Origin of the sequence: Paenibacillus sp. PvR133 (assembly GCF_017833155.1) — a bacterium.
Classification (GTDB): domain Bacteria; phylum Bacillota; class Bacilli; order Paenibacillales; family Paenibacillaceae; genus Paenibacillus; species Paenibacillus polymyxa_B.
The window spans coordinates 582,350-600,000 of the sequence record NZ_JAFIBS010000001.1 but is presented as its reverse complement, the minus strand read 5'-3'; the positions used below and the strand labels follow the sequence as shown (position 1 = coordinate 600,000).

13 protein-coding genes and 2 rRNA genes (1 of these 15 cut by a window edge) are annotated in these 17,651 nt (G+C 46.6%); all 15 read left to right on the top strand.

Annotation, left to right across the window (positions count from 1 at the left end):
* Positions 1–2,128 (top strand): 23S ribosomal RNA (locus JOE49_RS02730) (it extends 797 nt beyond the left edge of the window).
* A 150-nt stretch (positions 2,129–2,278) separates the two neighbouring features.
* Positions 2,279–2,395, top strand: a 5S ribosomal RNA gene (gene rrf / locus JOE49_RS02725).
* Between the two features lie 164 nt (positions 2,396–2,559).
* On the top strand, positions 2,560–3,747 hold the full coding sequence (locus tag JOE49_RS02720) for a GNAT family N-acetyltransferase (RefSeq protein ID WP_209940509.1): 1,188 nt from the start codon (positions 2,560–2,562) through the stop codon (positions 3,745–3,747).
* A 540-nt stretch (positions 3,748–4,287) separates the two neighbouring features.
* A complete protein-coding gene (locus JOE49_RS02715; protein ID WP_013312188.1) occupies positions 4,288–4,752 on the top strand; it encodes a CtsR family transcriptional regulator in 465 nt (154 codons plus the stop codon).
* Positions 4,753–4,821: 69 nt separating this feature from the next.
* Entirely contained in the window at positions 4,822–5,346 is a 525-nt protein-coding gene (gene mcsA / locus JOE49_RS02710) for a protein-arginine kinase activator protein McsA (RefSeq protein WP_023990574.1), read from the top strand.
* A 28-nt stretch (positions 5,347–5,374) separates the two neighbouring features.
* A complete protein-coding gene (mcsB, locus tag JOE49_RS02705; protein ID WP_071558181.1) occupies positions 5,375–6,439 on the top strand; it encodes a protein-arginine kinase McsB in 1,065 nt (354 codons plus the stop codon).
* Positions 6,440–6,483: 44 nt separating this feature from the next.
* Positions 6,484–8,928 (top strand): ATP-dependent protease ATP-binding subunit ClpC, encoded by a 2,445-nt coding sequence (clpC, locus tag JOE49_RS02700; protein WP_023990572.1) that lies wholly within the window; start codon positions 6,484–6,486, stop codon positions 8,926–8,928.
* A gap of 239 nt (positions 8,929–9,167) precedes the next feature.
* A complete protein-coding gene (gene radA, locus JOE49_RS02695) occupies positions 9,168–10,541 on the top strand; it encodes a DNA repair protein RadA (RefSeq protein ID WP_013312184.1) in 1,374 nt (457 codons plus the stop codon).
* Positions 10,542–10,553: 12 nt separating this feature from the next.
* On the top strand, positions 10,554–11,630 hold the full coding sequence (gene disA / locus JOE49_RS02690; RefSeq protein ID WP_013373290.1) for a DNA integrity scanning diadenylate cyclase DisA: 1,077 nt from the start codon (positions 10,554–10,556) through the stop codon (positions 11,628–11,630).
* Positions 11,631–11,684: 54 nt separating this feature from the next.
* Entirely contained in the window at positions 11,685–12,431 is a 747-nt protein-coding gene (gene pssA / locus JOE49_RS02685) for a CDP-diacylglycerol--serine O-phosphatidyltransferase (protein ID WP_023990570.1), read from the top strand.
* A 204-nt stretch (positions 12,432–12,635) separates the two neighbouring features.
* Positions 12,636–13,721 carry a PIN/TRAM domain-containing protein gene (locus JOE49_RS02680; RefSeq protein WP_023990569.1) on the top strand — a complete coding sequence of 362 codons (1,086 nt, stop codon included), beginning with the start codon at positions 12,636–12,638 and terminating at the stop codon, positions 13,719–13,721.
* A 70-nt stretch (positions 13,722–13,791) separates the two neighbouring features.
* Positions 13,792–14,490, top strand: coding sequence for a 2-C-methyl-D-erythritol 4-phosphate cytidylyltransferase (gene ispD / locus JOE49_RS02675; protein WP_104495557.1), 699 nt, complete (start codon positions 13,792–13,794; stop codon positions 14,488–14,490).
* Positions 14,487–14,963, top strand: coding sequence for a 2-C-methyl-D-erythritol 2,4-cyclodiphosphate synthase (gene ispF / locus JOE49_RS02670; protein WP_025723806.1), 477 nt, complete (start codon positions 14,487–14,489; stop codon positions 14,961–14,963). Before ispD ends, ispF begins: the two co-directional genes overlap by 4 nt.
* 39 nt (positions 14,964–15,002) lie before the next feature.
* A complete protein-coding gene (gene gltX / locus JOE49_RS02665) occupies positions 15,003–16,463 on the top strand; it encodes a glutamate--tRNA ligase (RefSeq protein ID WP_160788860.1) in 1,461 nt (486 codons plus the stop codon).
* A gap of 488 nt (positions 16,464–16,951) precedes the next feature.
* The gene (gene cysE / locus JOE49_RS02660) at positions 16,952–17,632 is read left to right on the top strand and encodes a serine O-acetyltransferase (RefSeq protein ID WP_013312176.1); all 681 of its coding nucleotides are present in this window, start codon (positions 16,952–16,954) and stop codon (positions 17,630–17,632) included.
* The last annotated feature ends 19 nt before the right edge of the window (positions 17,633–17,651 follow it).

The window sequence follows — 17,651 nt, the reverse complement described above, 5'->3', positions numbered from 1 at the left end:
AAAAATGCGGGGATGAGGTGGGGGTAGCGGAGAAATTCCAATCGAACCCGGAGATAGCTGGTTCTCCCCGAAATAGCTTTAGGGCTAGCCTCGGAAAAAAGAATCGTGGAGGTAGAGCACTGATTGGGTGCGGGGCCCGCAAGGGTTACCAAGCTCAGTCAAACTCCGAATGCCATAGATTTAGTTCCGGGAGTCAGACAGTGAGTGCTAAGATCCATTGTCGAAAGGGAAACAGCCCAGACCATCAGCTAAGGTCCCCAAGTGTGTGTTAAGTGGGAAAGGATGTGGAGTTGCACAGACAACCAGGATGTTGGCTTAGAAGCAGCCACCATTGAAAGAGTGCGTAATAGCTCACTGGTCGAGTGACTCTGCGCCGAAAATGTAACGGGGCTAAACACACCACCGAAGCTATGGCTTGATGCTTGCATCAGGGGTAGGGGAGCGTTGAATGCGGGTTGAAGGTGTACCGTAAGGAGCGCTGGACTGCATTCAAGTGAGAATGCCGGTATGAGTAACGAAAAGATCTGTGAGAATCAGATCCGCCGAAAGCCTAAGGGTTCCTGAGGAAGGTTCGTCCGCTCAGGGTAAGTCGGGACCTAAGGCGAGGCCGATAGGCGTAGTCGAAGGACAACAGGTCGAAATTCCTGTACCACCGTAATCCGTTATGAGCAATGGGGTGACGCAGTAGGGTAGTGACGCGGACTGATGGATGTCCGTCTAAGCAGTGAGGCTGGTGTGTAGGCAAATCCGCACATCGTAAGGCTGGGCTGTGATGGGGAGCGAAAATTGTAGTAGCGAAGGTCATGATCTCAGACTGCCAAGAAAAGCCTCTAGCCAGGAGAAGGTGCCCGTACCGCAAACCGACACAGGTAGGCGAGAAGAGAATTCTAAGGCGCGCGGAAGAACTCTCGTTAAGGAACTCGGCAAAATGACCCCGTAACTTCGGGAGAAGGGGTGCCTCGGTAGGGTGAATAGCCCGAGGGGGCCGCAGTGAAAAGGCCCAAGCGACTGTTTAGCAAAAACACAGGTCTGTGCGAAGCCGCAAGGCGAAGTATACGGGCTGACGCCTGCCCGGTGCTGGAAGGTTAAGGGGAGTGGTAAGCCTTCGGGCGAAGCTATGAACCGAAGCCCCAGTAAACGGCGGCCGTAACTATAACGGTCCTAAGGTAGCGAAATTCCTTGTCAGGTAAATTCTGACCCGCACGAATGGCGTAACGACTTGGGCGCTGTCTCAACGAGAGATCCGGTGAAATTTTAATACCTGTGAAGATGCAGGTTACCCGCGACAAGACGGAAAGACCCCATGGAGCTTTACTGCAGCTTGATATTGAATTTGGGTACGATCTGTACAGGATAGGTGGGAGCCGTTGAACTTTGAGCGCCAGCTTGAAGGGAGGCATCCTTGGGATACCACCCTGATCGTATCTAGGTTCTAACTTGGTACCGTAATCCGGTGCGAGGACAGTGTCAGGTGGGCAGTTTGACTGGGGCGGTCGCCTCCTAAAGAGTAACGGAGGCGCCCCAAGGTTCCCTCAGAATGGTTGGAAATCATTCGAAGAGTGCAAAGGCAGAAGGGAGCTTGACTGCGAGACCTACAAGTCGAGCAGGGACGAAAGTCGGGCTTAGTGATCCGGTGGTACCGCATGGAAGGGCCATCGCTCAACGGATAAAAGCTACCCTGGGGATAACAGGCTTATCTCCCCCAAGAGTCCACATCGACGGGGAGGTTTGGCACCTCGATGTCGGCTCATCGCATCCTGGGGCTGAAGTAGGTCCCAAGGGTTGGGCTGTTCGCCCATTAAAGCGGTACGCGAGCTGGGTTCAGAACGTCGTGAGACAGTTCGGTCCCTATCTGTCGTGGGCGTAGGAAATTTGAGAGGAGCTGTCCTTAGTACGAGAGGACCGGGATGGACGTACCGCTGGTGTACCAGTTGTTCCGCCAGGAGCACCGCTGGGTAGCTATGTACGGAAGGGATAAGCGCTGAAAGCATCTAAGCGTGAAGCCCCCCTCAAGATGAGATTTCCCAATTAGTAAGACCCCTTGAAGACGACGAGGTAGATAGGTTGGGGGTGGAAGTGCAGTAATGCATGGAGCTGACCAATACTAATCGGTCGAGGGCTTATCCTAAATAAAACGCAAATGAGTTTCGGATCCAGTTTTCAGGGTGTAACCTTGAAAGTATGTACAAGTGACATACAATAAGCGCATGGCTATTCATTCACACGATAAGTGATGAACCGAATAACCGTACGGAAGAATTTACGATGTAAATTCATGTTTGGTGGCGATAGCGGAGGGGTTCCACACGTACCCATCCCGAACACGACCGTTAAGCCCTCCAGCGCCGATGGTACTTGGACCGCAGGGTCCTGGGAGAGTAGGACGTCGCCAAGCAAAGATGAAAAGGATGATAATCTCATTGAGATTATCATCCTTTTTTTATGTGTTTTTAGATGGCCACCTGCTTCTAAGGTTGACAGAGGGAAGAGGCTTTGCCACACTCTAAGTGTATAATCTTTTTTATGGATGCCCAAGTATACGAGCGAGGTGACGAAGTTATGGAGATCAGACAATTACAACGTGAGGAATTTGAAGCGGCTATTGAATTATCTCAATATGCTTTTCAGTTTACAATGTCCCCGGAGGATCTGGAAAAATCCAAGAAGAAATTCAAACCAGAGCAAACATGGGGAATATTCGACGGACATGACTTGAATGCTAAACTGACTTTGTTACCGCTACAGGTATACATAAACAGTCAGGTTTTTGATATGGGGGGCATTGCTGGTGTGGCAACGTGGCCAGAAAAGCGTCGCGGAGGCATGGTATCACGCTTGTTGACGCATGCGCTTGAAGAGATGAAGTCTGCGGGACAAAGCCTTTCTTTTCTGCATCCATTCTCCTTTGCCTTCTATCGTAAATTTGGATGGGAAACGTATATTGAATACAAAAAGTACGTCATTCCCATTGAAAAATTCCCTGCAAAACTTAAAACAGAAGGTACAGTCAAACGCGATGTCAAAGATATTTTAGAATTGGACCAAGTGTATCAAGCGTATGCATCTCGTTATAATGGCACGCTGGTACGAGATAAGGAATGGTGGCAAGAGCGGATTTTAAATGAGAACTATCGAACTGCGGTATATTACTCAGAAACAGGCGATCCTCAGGGATATGCACTATACAAAATTGAAGATAAACAGTTGAATTGTGATGAGTTGGTATATGAAAATGAGACGGCTCGTCGGGCTTTATGGACTTATTTTGCAAATCATGACTCAATGATAGCCCAAGGTAAATTTAATTACGTTCCAGCAGATGACAATCTGCCATTTTTACTCGATGATCCACGAATTCAACAGGAAACTGTGCCTTATTTTATGGGTCGTATTGTGGATGCAGCTGCTTTTATAGAAAGATACCCTTTTGAACAGATTGGAGAAGAAACAAGTTTAACCTTAAATCTGACTGATCGGTATGCTCCATGGAATGATGGATTATGGAGATTAACGATTACTACGGAGGGGCAAGGACATCTGGAGAGAGTGGATATAAGCAATTCATCTGAAAACGCCATAGTAGCTGACTTGAAACTTGGGATTCAGTCACTGACGACTCTGATGCTTGGCTACCAGCAGGCTGATGATCTGTATAAATGGGGGCGTATTGAAGGCAGCAGTGAGTCTGTGTCTGCCCTTAAACGTGTAATACCGGTAAAACAAACGTTCTTATTGGATTTTTTCTGATAAAGGCCCATTTAGTTCTTCTTAGGCTCCATCTTTCAGGGAACATAACTTGTGTGGTTATCATAATTTTCAAAACTCTTTCTGTAATGGGAAGAGTTTTTTTATGGTATTGTATAAAACATAATTAGATTGCGAAAAATGGTATTGACCCCTTGGCAAAAATGAATAATGTGCTATAATATGAATATAGTCAAAGAAAGTCAAAGTCAATCAAGCCTAGTGCGATTCTGTAGAAGTACTATGCTGATGGATTAGCTGTATAAGGTGATTTTGATAGCAAAGAAGTAAATGAGGATCGAAATGATTTGCGTATAGTTAGGAGCTGACTCTTATGAACATAAGAGAAGTGTATGATTAATCGCAAATAAAGGCCACACTAGAGACAAAACGGTACAATTCCAATGGATGTAGATCAGGCAATAGCCTGAATACAGCTTAGATTCGTGACTTTACCGTTTGGTTAAGTTCAATATACGGCGGACTCTGTGGAGCGTGAAATGTACTTGAATACTTGCGTTTCCGTTAGTGGAGGATGATGAAATGCGCAATGTTTCCGATATTATTGAACAATATTTGAAAAGTATATTGCTGGAAAGTCCCCAAGGTTTAGTGGAGATTCAGCGCAATGATCTGGCTGACCGCTTTTCCTGCGTGCCGTCGCAAATTAATTATGTAATTAGCACCCGGTTTACGCTGGAAAAAGGCTATGTGGTGGAAAGTAAACGCGGTGGCGGGGGCTACATTCGTATTCAGCGAATTCAGCTGCCTGCACAGCATGCCATCCATACACATCTTCATCAGAGCATCGGGGAGGAAATAAGCCAATCGGCAGCAGAAGGTCTAATTTATCAGTTAGAGGAAGCCCATTTTTTAAGCAAAAGGGAAGCTAATTTAATGAAGGCTGCTTTATCAAGGGATACATTATTACTGAAGCTTCCCTATCGTGATCAACTGCGAGCAAGATTGCTTAAGGCTATGCTGATCTCGTTGCTGGCGACCAAATAGTGTGTGAATAGAGACTAACGTTTGGATGTAGGGATTGGTATAAATCCTGACATTGAAGGAGGTGCTTTTATGCTGTGCCAAGAATGTAATATGCGGCCGGCAACTTTGCATTTCACCAAAATTGTGAATGGCGAAAAGACAGAGTTTCATATTTGTGAGACGTGTGCCAAGGAAAAAGGGGAGATGATCCCTGGAACACCTAACGGATTTTCGATTCATAGCTTGTTGTCGGGGATGCTGGATTTTGACTCCAGTACAAAGAGCCAATCTCCAGGCCACAGTGGTCCGCAGAACCTGCAATGCAAGGATTGTGGCATGACCTATGCACAGTTTAGTAAGCTGGGACGTTTCGGATGCCCATCGTGCTATCAATATTTTGATAGTCGTCTGGACCCTCTGTTCAAGCGTGTGCATGGCAGTACGAATCATGTTGGTAAAGTTCCGGTTCGCACTGGAGGCCGACTGAAGGTTAAACGGCAAATTGACGATTTGAAAAAAGAGATGCAACAGCATATTGTACAGGAAGAATTTGAATCAGCTGCTGAGCTTAGGGATCAAATCAGAGAGCTTGAAAAAGAAATGACTGAAGAGTAAAGTTTGTGAAGAGTAGGAGGGATGCGTAATGCCCAATATTCGATTTACGGAGAAGCCGCTAAGTGACTGGATGCGTGGTGATGCTGCGGATTCGGAGATTGTCATTAGCAGCCGGGTGAGAATTGCGCGTAACTTGCAGCATCTGCCTTTTCCCATGCTTGCTACCAATCAGCAGTCGGAAGAAGCACTTCAACGCTTGACGGATATCCTTCAGTATGATGATTTAGGCGGTTTTGGTACTTTTCATACGTTGAAAATATCCGAGTTGGATGAGATCGACAAGCAGGTGCTGGTTGAGAAGCATTTGATTAGTCCAAATTTGGCGAACGAATCTCGTAACGGTGCTGTTTTAATTAGCGATGATGAATCGGTTAGTGTTATGATAAACGAAGAGGATCATCTGCGTATCCAGTGCTTATATCCGGGATGTCAGGTTAGGGAAGCTTGGGAACGCGCTATGATTATTGATGATGCATTTGAAGCGCATGTTGATTATGCATTTGATGATCGGAGAGGTTTTCTGACCAGTTGTCCGACGAATGTTGGCACAGGTATGAGAGCTTCGGTGATGATGCATTTGCCTGCATTAGTTATGACTCATCAAATCAATCGTATATTGTCTGCTGTTTCACAGGTAGGTCTTACAGTTCGTGGCATTTACGGTGAAGGCAGCGAAGCGGTCGGAAATTTGTTTCAGGTATCTAATCAGATTACACTGGGACAAACCGAAGCGGAGATTATTGAGAATCTACATGGCGTGGTGCTACAAATTATTGAGCACGAGCGTTCTGCCAGAGAAAGGCTAATGAATGAATCTATGCTGCGAATTACAGATCGGGTGATGCGTTCATTCGGTATTTTGTCATATGCAGCAGTATTGGATTCCAAGGAGGCTGCACAGCGGCTATCCGATGTACGTCTTGGCGTAGATTTAGGGATTTTGGAGCGTCCTTCCACCGCAGCGATGAATGAGCTGAATGTGATGACACAACCCGGGTTCCTGCAAAAAAGCTTTGGGGATAAAATGAATACCGAAGAGCGCGATATGTACCGGGCGAAGCTGATCCGGCAAAAATTAGGCACAACCCTTTAATATATAGAATGATCTGAAATACACACTGTGGAGGTGCAGGATATATGATGTTTGGAAGATTTACGGAACGTGCACAGAAAGTGCTTGCTTTGGCTCAGGAAGAAGCTGTTCGATTGGGACACAACAACATTGGCACAGAGCACATTTTGCTAGGCCTCATTCGTGAAGGTGAAGGAATAGCCGCGAAAGCCTTAATCGGTTTAGGGCTGGGACTGGAAAAAATCCAGGATGAAGTGGAAACGCTGATTGGACGCGGTCAAGAGCAACCGACGAACATTGCCTATACTCCACGCGCCAAAAAAGTCATCGAACTGTCCATGGATGAAGCCCGCAAACTGGGCCATACCTATGTAGGTACAGAACATATTTTGCTTGGTCTTATTCGTGAAGGCGAAGGCGTAGCAGCACGTGTACTGAACAACCTGGGCATCAGTCTGAACAAAGCGCGTCAGCAAGTGCTTCAATTGCTCGGCAGCAGCGAGGCTGTTTCCAGCCATCACGGTGCTCCAGCTAATGTCAGCACGCCAACTCTGGACAGTCTGGCACGCGATCTGACGGCATCTGCGAAGGAAAACAACCTGGACCCTGTTATTGGGCGTAGCAAGGAAATTGAACGCGTAATTCAGGTGCTCAGCCGCCGTACAAAGAACAATCCGGTTCTAATCGGTGAGCCTGGGGTAGGTAAAACGGCGATTGCCGAAGGATTGGCCCAAAAAATCATAGCGAATGAGATTCCTGAAACGTTGCGCGACAAGCGCGTAATGACGCTGGATATGGGTTCTGTGGTAGCAGGCACCAAGTATCGTGGTGAATTCGAGGATCGTTTGAAAAAAATTATGGACGAGATTCGTCAAGCGGGTAATATCGTATTGTTCATTGATGAGCTGCATACACTGATTGGTGCTGGTGGAGCGGAAGGCGCAATTGATGCATCCAACATCCTGAAACCTGCTCTGGCACGTGGCGAGCTGCAATGCATCGGTGCGACCACGCTCGATGAATACCGCAAATATATTGAGAAAGATGCTGCTTTGGAGCGTCGTTTTCAACCAATTACAGTGGATCAACCTTCTCCAGAAGAGGCAATTCAAATCTTGTATGGCCTGCGTGACCGTTACGAAGCTCATCACCGTGTAAAGATCACAGATGAGGCTATTGAAGCGGCTGTAAAATTGTCAGATCGTTATATCACTGACCGCTTCCTGCCAGATAAGGCTATTGACCTTATTGATGAAGCGGGCTCCAAAGTAAGGCTGAATTCTTACACTGTACCGCCAAACCTGAAACAGCTGGAAAACCGTCTGGAAGATATCCGTAAGGAAAAGGATTCAGCGGTACAAAGTCAGGAGTTTGAAAAAGCGGCAGCGTTGCGTGATACAGAGCAAAAAATCCGTGAAGAGCTAGACGTGACGAAAAACCAATGGAAAGAACAACAGGGTCGTACAGATTCTGAAGTTACACCAGAGGATATCGCTCAAGTCGTTGCAATCTGGACAGGTGTTCCAGTCAGCAAGCTGAAAGAGGAAGAAACACACCGCTTGTTGAATATGGAAGAGTTGCTGCATGAGCGGGTAATTGGACAGGATGAAGCAGTTAAGGCAGTAAGCCGGGCGATTCGCCGGGCACGTGCCGGACTGAAAGATCCGAAGCGTCCAATCGGTTCCTTTATTTTCCTCGGCCCAACTGGGGTTGGTAAAACAGAATTGGCACGCGCCTTGGCTGAATCCATGTTTGGAGATGAAAATGCGGTTATCCGTATTGATATGTCCGAATATATGGAGAAGCACTCCACGTCCCGTCTGGTAGGAGCACCTCCAGGGTACGTTGGATATGAAGAAGGCGGTCAACTGACTGAGAAGGTACGTCGTAAGCCATACTCTGTTGTGTTGCTGGATGAAATTGAAAAAGCACACCCAGAAGTATTCAATATTCTTCTGCAAGTGCTGGAAGATGGTCGTCTAACAGATTCCAAAGGTCGTGTCGTCGATTTCCGTAACACACTCATCATCCTAACATCTAATGTTGGTGCACAGGCGATTAAACGTAACTCCACGCTTGGTTTTACAGCTGTAGTGGATGCTGGGGCGGATTACGATAATATGAAGGGCAAAGTGATGGATGAACTGAAGAAAAGTTTCCGTCCTGAGTTCTTGAACCGGATTGATGAAATTATCGTTTTCCATTCTCTCGAAGAAAAACATATTGCCGAAATTGTGTCACTCATGTCTGAGGAGCTGCGTAAGCGCCTGAATGAGTATGAGGTGGACTTCGAGTTGACAGACAACGCTAAAAAATTCCTTGCCAAGGAAGGCTTTGATCCAGCGTATGGTGCGCGTCCATTGCGTCGTGCAATCCAGAAGCATATTGAAGATCGCCTGTCCGAGGAACTGTTGACTGGCAACATTACTAAAGGTGACTCTCTCTTCATTGATGAGGAGAATGGCGCATTGACTGTAACGAAAAAGGATAATGTATCTGCCAAGTCCTAAGCAGTTTACTAAATAAATAGTAGAAAAGGGTGTCTCGCAGGCTGGAAAGCTATTGCGAAGACACCCTTTTTGTGTATAAAACACGGTGAAAAGGTTGGGTAAATGCTTTGGGAAAGTTTGTGATATTGCTTTACGTCCGCCAAGCTTCAATGGTAAACTTTTATTGTTACAGCTCTTTCTGGGCTGTATGAACATAAATTTGACATCATCGTCGTCAATAAGGAGCCAAGGAATAAAGTATGGCTAAAGTGAAAACTAAATTTTCCTGTACGGAATGTGGTTATGAATCGCCCAAATGGTACGGAAAATGTCCTGGATGCCAGGCGTGGAATTCCATGGTCGAAGAAACGGAAAGCGTTGTAAAAACTCAAGGAATGGGGTCTTCCCTTCTTACTCATAGCACAAAAGACAAGCCACTGCCTATTATAGAGGTGGAGAGTGGCAAAGAAACACGAATTTTGACGGGAATTGGCGAATTGAATCGAGTACTCGGTGGAGGTGTGGTACCGGGTTCACTCGTTTTGGTGGGCGGTGATCCGGGAATCGGTAAATCTACGCTTATGCTGCAAACATCTAATGAGCTGGCTTTAACTGGTTTAAAGGTGCTGTACGTGTCTGGTGAGGAATCTGTCCGTCAAACGAAACTACGTGCAGATCGGCTCGGTGCCTTGTCCCCCAGCCTATACGTATTATGTGAGACGAATTTGGAGACGATTGAAGAAGCAGTGGACAGCTTGAAGCCGGAGTTTTTGGTCATCGACTCGATACAGACCGTATATTTGCCTGAGGTGACGAGTGCACCAGGTAGTGTGGCTCAGGTGCGGGAGTGTACTTCACGCTTTATGCGAATTGCCAAGGGGCTAGGTATTGCTACGGTATTGGTAGGACATGTGACCAAGGAAGGGGCCATTGCAGGTCCACGTTTGTTGGAACATATGGTTGATTGTGTGCTTTATTTTGAAGGAGAGCGTCATCATACGTATCGGCTTTTACGTGCAGTTAAAAACCGTTTCGGTTCTACAAATGAAATTGGTATTTTTGAAATGGCTGAAAGCGGTTTGCGTGAGGTGTCAAATCCTTCTGAACTATTCCTGTCTGAACGACCATTGGGGGTAGCGGGTTCTACTGTTGTAGCCAGTATGGAAGGAACCCGACCTGTATTGGTTGAACTGCAAGCATTGATTGCAGCTACGCATTTTCCATCTCCGCGCCGAATGGGCACAGGAGTCGATCATCATCGAATGGGATTAATCATAGCCGTGCTAGAAAAGCGGATGGGCATGTTTTTGCAAAACCAGGACGCCTATCTCAACGTAGCTGGAGGCGTGAAGTTGGATGAACCGGCGGTGGATTTGGCTATAGCTGTGAGCATTGCTTCCAGCTTTAGGGATGCTCCTACCAAGCCGTACGATGTGATTTTTGGCGAGGTGGGACTGACAGGTGAGGTACGTGCGGTATCCCGAGCAGAACAGCGAGTACGGGAAGCGGAGAAACTAGGTTTCAAACGGGTGATTATGCCGGAGAAAAGCTTGAAGGGCTGGACACATCCGAAAGGGATTCAAATCATAGGAGTAGGAACGGTGGCAGATGCACTGGCAGCCGCATTAGATTAGGGGGCATTGAGAATGAAAGAAGCGAGCCAACTGGATAAAATGAACGATTTGCTGCGGCTTGTGGCACCGGGAACTCCCTTTCGCGACGGGTTGGAAAACGTTTTGCGTGCCAAAACGGGTGCTCTTCTGGTCGTTGGCTATAGCCCAGAAGTTATGGAAGTCGTGGATGGCGGTTTCTCCATTAATTGTGATTTTTCGCCGAACTATTTGTATGAGTTGGCTAAAATGGACGGCGCAATCATATTGAGCGAGGATTTAAAACGAATTTTATATGCCAATACGCAACTGATTCCGGACTCCTCCATTTCTTCAATTGAAACAGGAATTCGGCACCGGACAGCAGAACGAGTTGCAAAGCAGACTGGCAAACTAGTGGTGTCTATTTCCCAGCGGCGTAATATTATTACCTTGTATCAGGGGACATTACGGTATGCGCTCAAGGAAATCGGGGTTATTTTAACGAAAGCCAATCAGGCTATTCAGACGTTAGAAAAATATAGATCCGTGTTGGGGCAAGCCTCTACGAATTTGACAGCATCTGAATTTGAAGAGCTGGTTACCATGCCGGAGGTCGTTAATGTCATCCAGCGGATCGAAATGGTGCTACGCATCAAAATGGAGATCAAACGATTTATTAACGAGCTCGGAAATGAGGGCCGTCTGATTAGTATGCAGATGGAAGAGCTTGTCAGCAACATTGAGGAAGAAGCATGGTTGCTGTATAAGGATTATGCCAAAGACGATAGCGACGAGAAGATTCGTGAAATTATATTGGGACTCAAACGTTCTACGGACGACGAATTGTTGGATGTGAATCATATTGTACGTTTACTAGGCTACCCTTCTTCAGCTGCGACATCAGAAGAGTATATTGCTGCACGCGGCTATCGGGTACTGAACAAGATACCGCGTTTGCCGAATGTGATTATTCATAATCTGGTGGAGCGGTTTGGACGTTTTCCGCATGTCATGACAGCAACGATAGAAGAACTGGATGAAGTGGATGGTATTGGAGAGGTTCGTGCGCGTACGATTAAAGAAGGTCTTAAACGTTTGCAGGAACAAGTTTTCATTGACAGGCAAATGTAAATGTAATACAGTGAAAGGATTATAATGGAACAATTCATACATTGAGGTGAAGAGATGATTACCAAATCAATTCCGAACATGTGTACCTTAGGTAACTTGTTTCTCGGAATGATCGCCATTTTATTGGCTGTAGACGGAAAATACAGTCTTGCCGCTATTATGGTTATTGTCGCCATGTTGTTGGACGGACTGGATGGAAGGATGGCCCGGGTCCTGAATGCCCAAAGCGAATTCGGTAAAGAACTGGACTCCTTATCAGATATGATATCTTTTGGTGTTGCTCCCGCAGTTATTATGTACATGGTTGCTTTTCATGATGCGAATTCGGCTCTCGCTTGGACGGTTACTGCCATTTTCCCGATGTGCGGAGCGTTGCGTTTGGCTCGATTTAACGTACGTCCTGGTGTACCAGGTTATTTTACGGGTTTGCCAATTCCGGCAGCAGGTGGGGTATTAGCGACTTTGTCCTTATTCCATAACGATATTTCATTGTTATACATGTCGATTGCCATGTTGCTGGTTTCTTATTTGATGGTCAGCTCCATGAGATATCCTAATTTTAAAAAGGTCGGCCTCCCCAAAAAAGCGATCTGGGTTGCTCCATGGGTCGTAATTGCAGCGGTGGTGTTGGCTGTTAAATTCCCTGACCAGCTGTCGAAGCTGATTTTTGTACCGCTGGTGCTGTATGCATTGTATGGCATGAAGCTGAACATTCGTAAGCTGTCACGCAGACGTGGACGTGGTCGGGAGCGTTCCAGTCAGGAAGAACAGGACGATCAATATCGTCATTCACAGCGTTAGTATCAAGCAAGAATAAGAATAAGAATAAGAATAAGCATTTATTTCCTTGAAGCATTCAGGGAGATAAATGCTTTTTTTTATGCATAAAAAGTGAAAACACAGGGTTAGTTATGATGAAAATGGATCATACTGGTAAGAGAAATGCTATGTATCCAATAAATAGCAGACTATATGAAAAGAAAATAAAGGAGGTATAGAGACTCAATGTGGAGAAAGGCTATTTTAACTTTTACAGGATTGTGCGGAGCATGGTTTGGCTATACGTTATACCAGCGGGTAGGAGGCATTGTAACGTGGATGCCGCAATGGTTGAGTGATGGGTCTTTACCAGGAATGATTGTTTGGATGATGGCGGGAGCAGTGCTATTTATGGCTGGGTGTTCATTCGCAGGGGCATCCGTGGCGAATCGGTTGCAGCAGGGCATTGAAGGCTTGGTACGAATTCCGATGAACGAGATGATGGCAGGTGTGATTGGTTTAGCGGTGGGATTGATACTTTCCTTAGCAGTTTACCCGCTTTTTTCATGGTTGGGGGCCCCGGGTCAACTTATCCAGACGGCTGTTACCGTGATATGCGGATATGTAGGATTGATGGTTGGGCTAGAAAAGCGGGACGAGCTGTCATCCTTTTGGAGTTCTGGTTTTTTTGGTCGGGGAACGGGTGTAGAAGAACGCAAGCTGGAGGAACATAAAATATTGGACACCAGCGTCATTATAGATGGGCGTATTGCGGATATTTGCAAGACAGGTTTTATTGAAGGAACAATTGTAATTCCTGAATTTGTGCTGGAGGAGCTTCAGCATATTGCAGATTCATCAGATTTACTTAAGCGTAATCGTGGACGGAGAGGTCTGGATATTTTGAATAAAATCCAAAAAGAACTGGATGTAAATGTACTCATTTACGAAGGTGATTTTGAGGAAATTTCAGAGGTCGACAGTAAGTTGGTTAAGCTGGCAAAGGTGTTACAGGGTAAAGTTGTAACTAATGATTTTAACCTGAATAAAGTATGCGAACTTCAAGGTGTATCAGTGCTGAATATTAACGATTTGGCGAATGCAGTGAAGCCTGTCGTACTGCCCGGTGAGGAAATTATGGTGCAGATTATTAAAGACGGCAAGGAGCATGGGCAGGGTGTAGCCTATCTGGATGATGGCACGATGATTGTTGTAGAAGGCGGACGTGACTATATTGGCTCTCTGATGGAGGTGCTGGTCACGAGTGTACTTCAGACCTCAGCCGGCCGTATGATCTTTGCCAAACCGAAATTATTGGAAAAAGCTCAATAAACGCGGTATGATGAAGTAGATGTGTTATCATACGGATCGTCCAAGTGCGGTCAGGGCAGGAGTTATTTGAATGAACAATCGGGTAGGAGTTGTCATTGTGGCAGCAGGGCGCGGCTCCCGTATGGGGACGCAGGAGAGCAAGCAATTTCTGCTTTTGCGGGACAAGCCCATCTTCATACATACACTTGAAATATTCGCAGCTATGCCCGAAGTGGATGAAATGGTGATGGTGACTGGGACAGGAGATGTGGAACGCTGCCGAGATTGGATTCATCAATACAAAATCGGTAAAAATGTACGGGTGGTGGCTGGTGGCAGTGAACGCCAGCATTCGGTTTATCGCGGTCTGCGCCACTTACAAGCGGATTGGGTGATGGTGCATGATGGTGTGCGTCCACTAATTCAACCTGAGCTTGTACGTTCATGCCTTGAGGTAGCCCAGCGTACTGGTGCTTCTGTAGCGGCAGTACCTGTAAAGGATACGGTCAAGCAAGTGAACGGGGATGGTATCATTACAGCTACGCCGGATCGCCGAAGTCTGTGGAGTATTCAAACGCCACAGACTTTTCGTCTTTCCGATCTGCTGCGAGCCTATGAGGAAGCGGAGCAGTCGGGATTCTTGGGAACAGATGATTCTATGCTGATAGAACGGCTAGGAATTCCGGTTACTGTCGTTCAAGGCAGCTACAAGAACATCAAAATTACTACGCCTGAGGATTTGGATATGGCGGCGTTATGGGTAAAAACAGAGGGAGAGGATATCAAGTGATCAGAGTGGGACAAGGATTTGACGTCCACCAGCTGGTGGAAGGAAGGCCATGCATCATCGGAGGTGTGAATATACCGTATGAAAAAGGTTTGTTGGGCCATTCCGATGCAGACGTGCTGCTGCATGCCATTAGCGATGCCATCTTGGGCGCGCTTGGCTTGGGAGACATCGGGAAGCATTTTCCGGATAACGACCCAGAATTTAAGGATGCCGACAGTCTTAAGCTACTGGAGCATGTGTGGGGACTAGCTAAAGAGCGAGGATATCGCTTGGGGAATATTGATTCTACGATTATCGCACAAAAGCCCAAAATGGCATCGTATATTCCGCAGATGAATGAAGTCATCGCTCGAGCGCTGGAAGCAGAGGAGCTATCCCAGGTGAACGTCAAGGCGACCACGACAGAGCAACTCGGGTTTCCCGGACGGGGTGAAGGAATCGCGGCTCAATCGGTTGTCTGTCTTATCAAGTAAATGCTATCATCTTGAGTAATTCAATTTGGAGGAGATTATATGAGCACGGAAGTTCGTGTACGTTATGCACCAAGCCCTACAGGGCATCTGCACATTGGAAATGCCAGAACGGCATTATTTAATTATTTGTTTGCCCGCAATCAAGGTGGGAAATTTATTATTCGTATCGAAGACACAGATGTGAAGCGCAATATTGAGGGCGGAGAAGAAAGCCAACTTAAATATTTGAAATGGTTGGGTATGGACTGGGATGAGAGCGTAGACGTGGGAGGCGAGTTTGGACCTTATCGTCAGACTGAACGCTTGGACATATATAAAACATACTGGCAGGATTTGCTGGACCGTGGTTTGGCTTACCGTTGTTACTGCACTGAAGAAGAGCTGGAGCGCGAGCGTGAAGAGCAGACGGCACGTGGGGAGACACCACGCTATTCTGGGAAACATCGTGATTTAACAGAAGAACAGTGCCGGGCATTTGAAGCAGAGGGCCGTGTACCAAGTATTCGTTTTCGCGTACCGGAAGATCGTGAATATACGTTTGACGATATCGTTAAAGGTCAAATTACATTCAATTCCAAGGAAAGCGGCGATTTTGTTATCGTCAAAAAGGATGGTATTCCGACATATAACTTCGCTGTAGCAGTTGACGATTATTTGATGAAAATATCGCATGTACTACGGGGTGAAGACCATGTTTCCAATACACCGCGGCAGTTGATGATCTTTGAAGCTCTTGGCTGGGAGCCGCCACGCTTCGGTCATATGACGCTGATTGTAGGCGAGGATCACAAAAAGCTCAGTAAGCGTAACGAATCCATTATTCAGTTCATGGAGCAGTATGACAAGTTGGGCTATTTGCCAGAAGCTATATTCAACTTCATTGCACTGCTGGGCTGGTCCCCGGAAGGTGAAGAAGAGATCTATGATCGGGAACAACTGATTTCGATTTTCGATCCTAATCGTTTGTCCAAAAGTCCAGCTGTGTTTGATACAAATAAGCTTGCTTACCTGAACAATCACTATATTAAAAAGGCTGATCCTGAGCGAATTGCAAGCATGGCGATTCCACATCTCCAGGCAGCGGGGCTGTTGCCGACTGAACTGTCTGCGGAACAACTGGATTGGGCTAAGGCCCTGGTTCGCTTATACCAGGAACAGATGACTTCTGCATCCGACATTGTAGCGTTGTCTGAGTTGTTTTTCCGTTCACATCTGGAACTGGATGCTGAAGCAGCAGCTGTATTGGCCGAAGAGCAGGTTCCGGAGGTGCTTAGAGCTTTTGCAGGTAAAGTTGAAACGAGCGAGGAATTTACAGCTCCACAAATGGCTAAGCTGATCAAGGAAGTTCAAAAGGAAACTGGTTTTAAGGGAAAACAACTATTCATGCCGATTCGTGTGGCTCTTACAGGCCAAACTCATGGACGGGATCTGAATGAAACCATCTTTTTGCTCGGACGTGACAAGGTACTGGATCGTCTTAAGGCACAAATTAAAGGCTGATATTTCTTGTCAATTTGTTGTCTTTTCGCTATAATGACTCCATTGATACGGATTGATATTTACGTGTAAAGGCTGCGAACAGGAGAAGTACACTGCATAAGGGCATCTGCCAGAGAGGACGGTCGAGGGGAAACCCCAGGCTGAGAGCCGTCCAGATGACCTGCGGAGGAAATGCGCCTGGGAGCCGTGCGCCCAAACTCTCATTAGCGTCAAATGCTGATGTGACAAGGGCGTGCCGAGTCGTTCCCGTTACAGGACGCTAAAGACGAACTGCTCTGCTTTTTTATGCAGCAGGTATGTTCGAAGCAGAGTGGGACCACGTTCATGCGTCTCTGCAGCTTAGGCTGCGGAGGCGCTTTTTCTTTTTTATCAGACTCAGACTCATTATAGATAGAAAAATGTCGAAGAGTGCTGGTGGATGCGAAAATTGGCGGAACGTGAAGTGTTGTGATGATGCGGCAAGGATATGAAGGGAATAGGAGGGCGACATGTTCAGACATTTCAAATCCGACATTCAGACTGTTTTGGATAATGATCCGGCCGCCCGGAGTAAGCTTGAGGTCATTTTTACGTATTCCGGCGTTCATGCCCTTTGGGCACACCGAATCGCACATTGGTTTTATTTGCGAAACTGGTGTACTCTAGCTCGTGTTATATCCCAGGTATCGAGGTTTATGACAGGCATTGAAATTCATCCTGGCGCTCGTATCGGAGATCGGCTGTTCATTGACCATGGCATGGGAGTTGTCATCGGTGAAACCTGTGAGATTGGCGACGATGTCGTATTGTATCAGGGGGTCACACTCGGCGGGACTGGGAAAGAGAAAGGGAAGCGCCATCCGACCATTGGGAATAATGTTGTTATCGGCTCTGGTGCGAAGATATTGGGCTCTTTCACGATTGGGGCACAGTCCAACATTGGCTCCAACTCGGTTGTGCTCAAAGAAGTCCCACCAAACAGTACGGTGGTGGGCATCCCGGGGCGAGTTGTCAGACAGGATGGTAGGCGGCCAGACCGACTTAGTCATCAATTGCCTGATCCGGTTGTGGACTCTATGAGAGAACTTCAACGGGAAATTGAACGTTTGCGTGCAGAAATATCTGATTTGAAGGATGGGCCATCCGCTCAGAAACATCAGGTGACCCAAGAGAATAAATTAGAAAAATGATTTTCATGAGGGAGGAACA

Excerpts from the sequence above, each read along its gene's own strand:
- pssA (WP_023990570.1), top strand. The coding sequence starts at position 11,685 with ATGATTACCAAATCAATTCCGAACATGTGTACCTTAGGTAACTTGTTT.
- JOE49_RS02720 (WP_209940509.1), top strand. The coding sequence starts at position 2,560 with ATGGAGATCAGACAATTACAACGTGAGGAATTTGAAGCGGCTATTGAA.
- cysE (WP_013312176.1), top strand. The coding sequence starts at position 16,952 with ATGTTCAGACATTTCAAATCCGACATTCAGACTGTTTTGGATAATGAT.
- ispD (WP_104495557.1), top strand. The coding sequence starts at position 13,792 with ATGAACAATCGGGTAGGAGTTGTCATTGTGGCAGCAGGGCGCGGCTCC.
- JOE49_RS02715 (WP_013312188.1), top strand. The coding sequence starts at position 4,288 with ATGCGCAATGTTTCCGATATTATTGAACAATATTTGAAAAGTATATTG.
- mcsA (WP_023990574.1), top strand. The coding sequence starts at position 4,822 with ATGCTGTGCCAAGAATGTAATATGCGGCCGGCAACTTTGCATTTCACC.
- clpC (WP_023990572.1), top strand. The coding sequence starts at position 6,484 with ATGATGTTTGGAAGATTTACGGAACGTGCACAGAAAGTGCTTGCTTTG.
- radA (WP_013312184.1), top strand. The coding sequence starts at position 9,168 with ATGGCTAAAGTGAAAACTAAATTTTCCTGTACGGAATGTGGTTATGAA.
- JOE49_RS02680 (WP_023990569.1), top strand. The coding sequence starts at position 12,636 with ATGTGGAGAAAGGCTATTTTAACTTTTACAGGATTGTGCGGAGCATGG.
- mcsB (WP_071558181.1), top strand. The coding sequence starts at position 5,375 with ATGCCCAATATTCGATTTACGGAGAAGCCGCTAAGTGACTGGATGCGT.
- disA (WP_013373290.1), top strand. The coding sequence starts at position 10,554 with ATGAAAGAAGCGAGCCAACTGGATAAAATGAACGATTTGCTGCGGCTT.
- gltX (WP_160788860.1), top strand. The coding sequence starts at position 15,003 with ATGAGCACGGAAGTTCGTGTACGTTATGCACCAAGCCCTACAGGGCAT.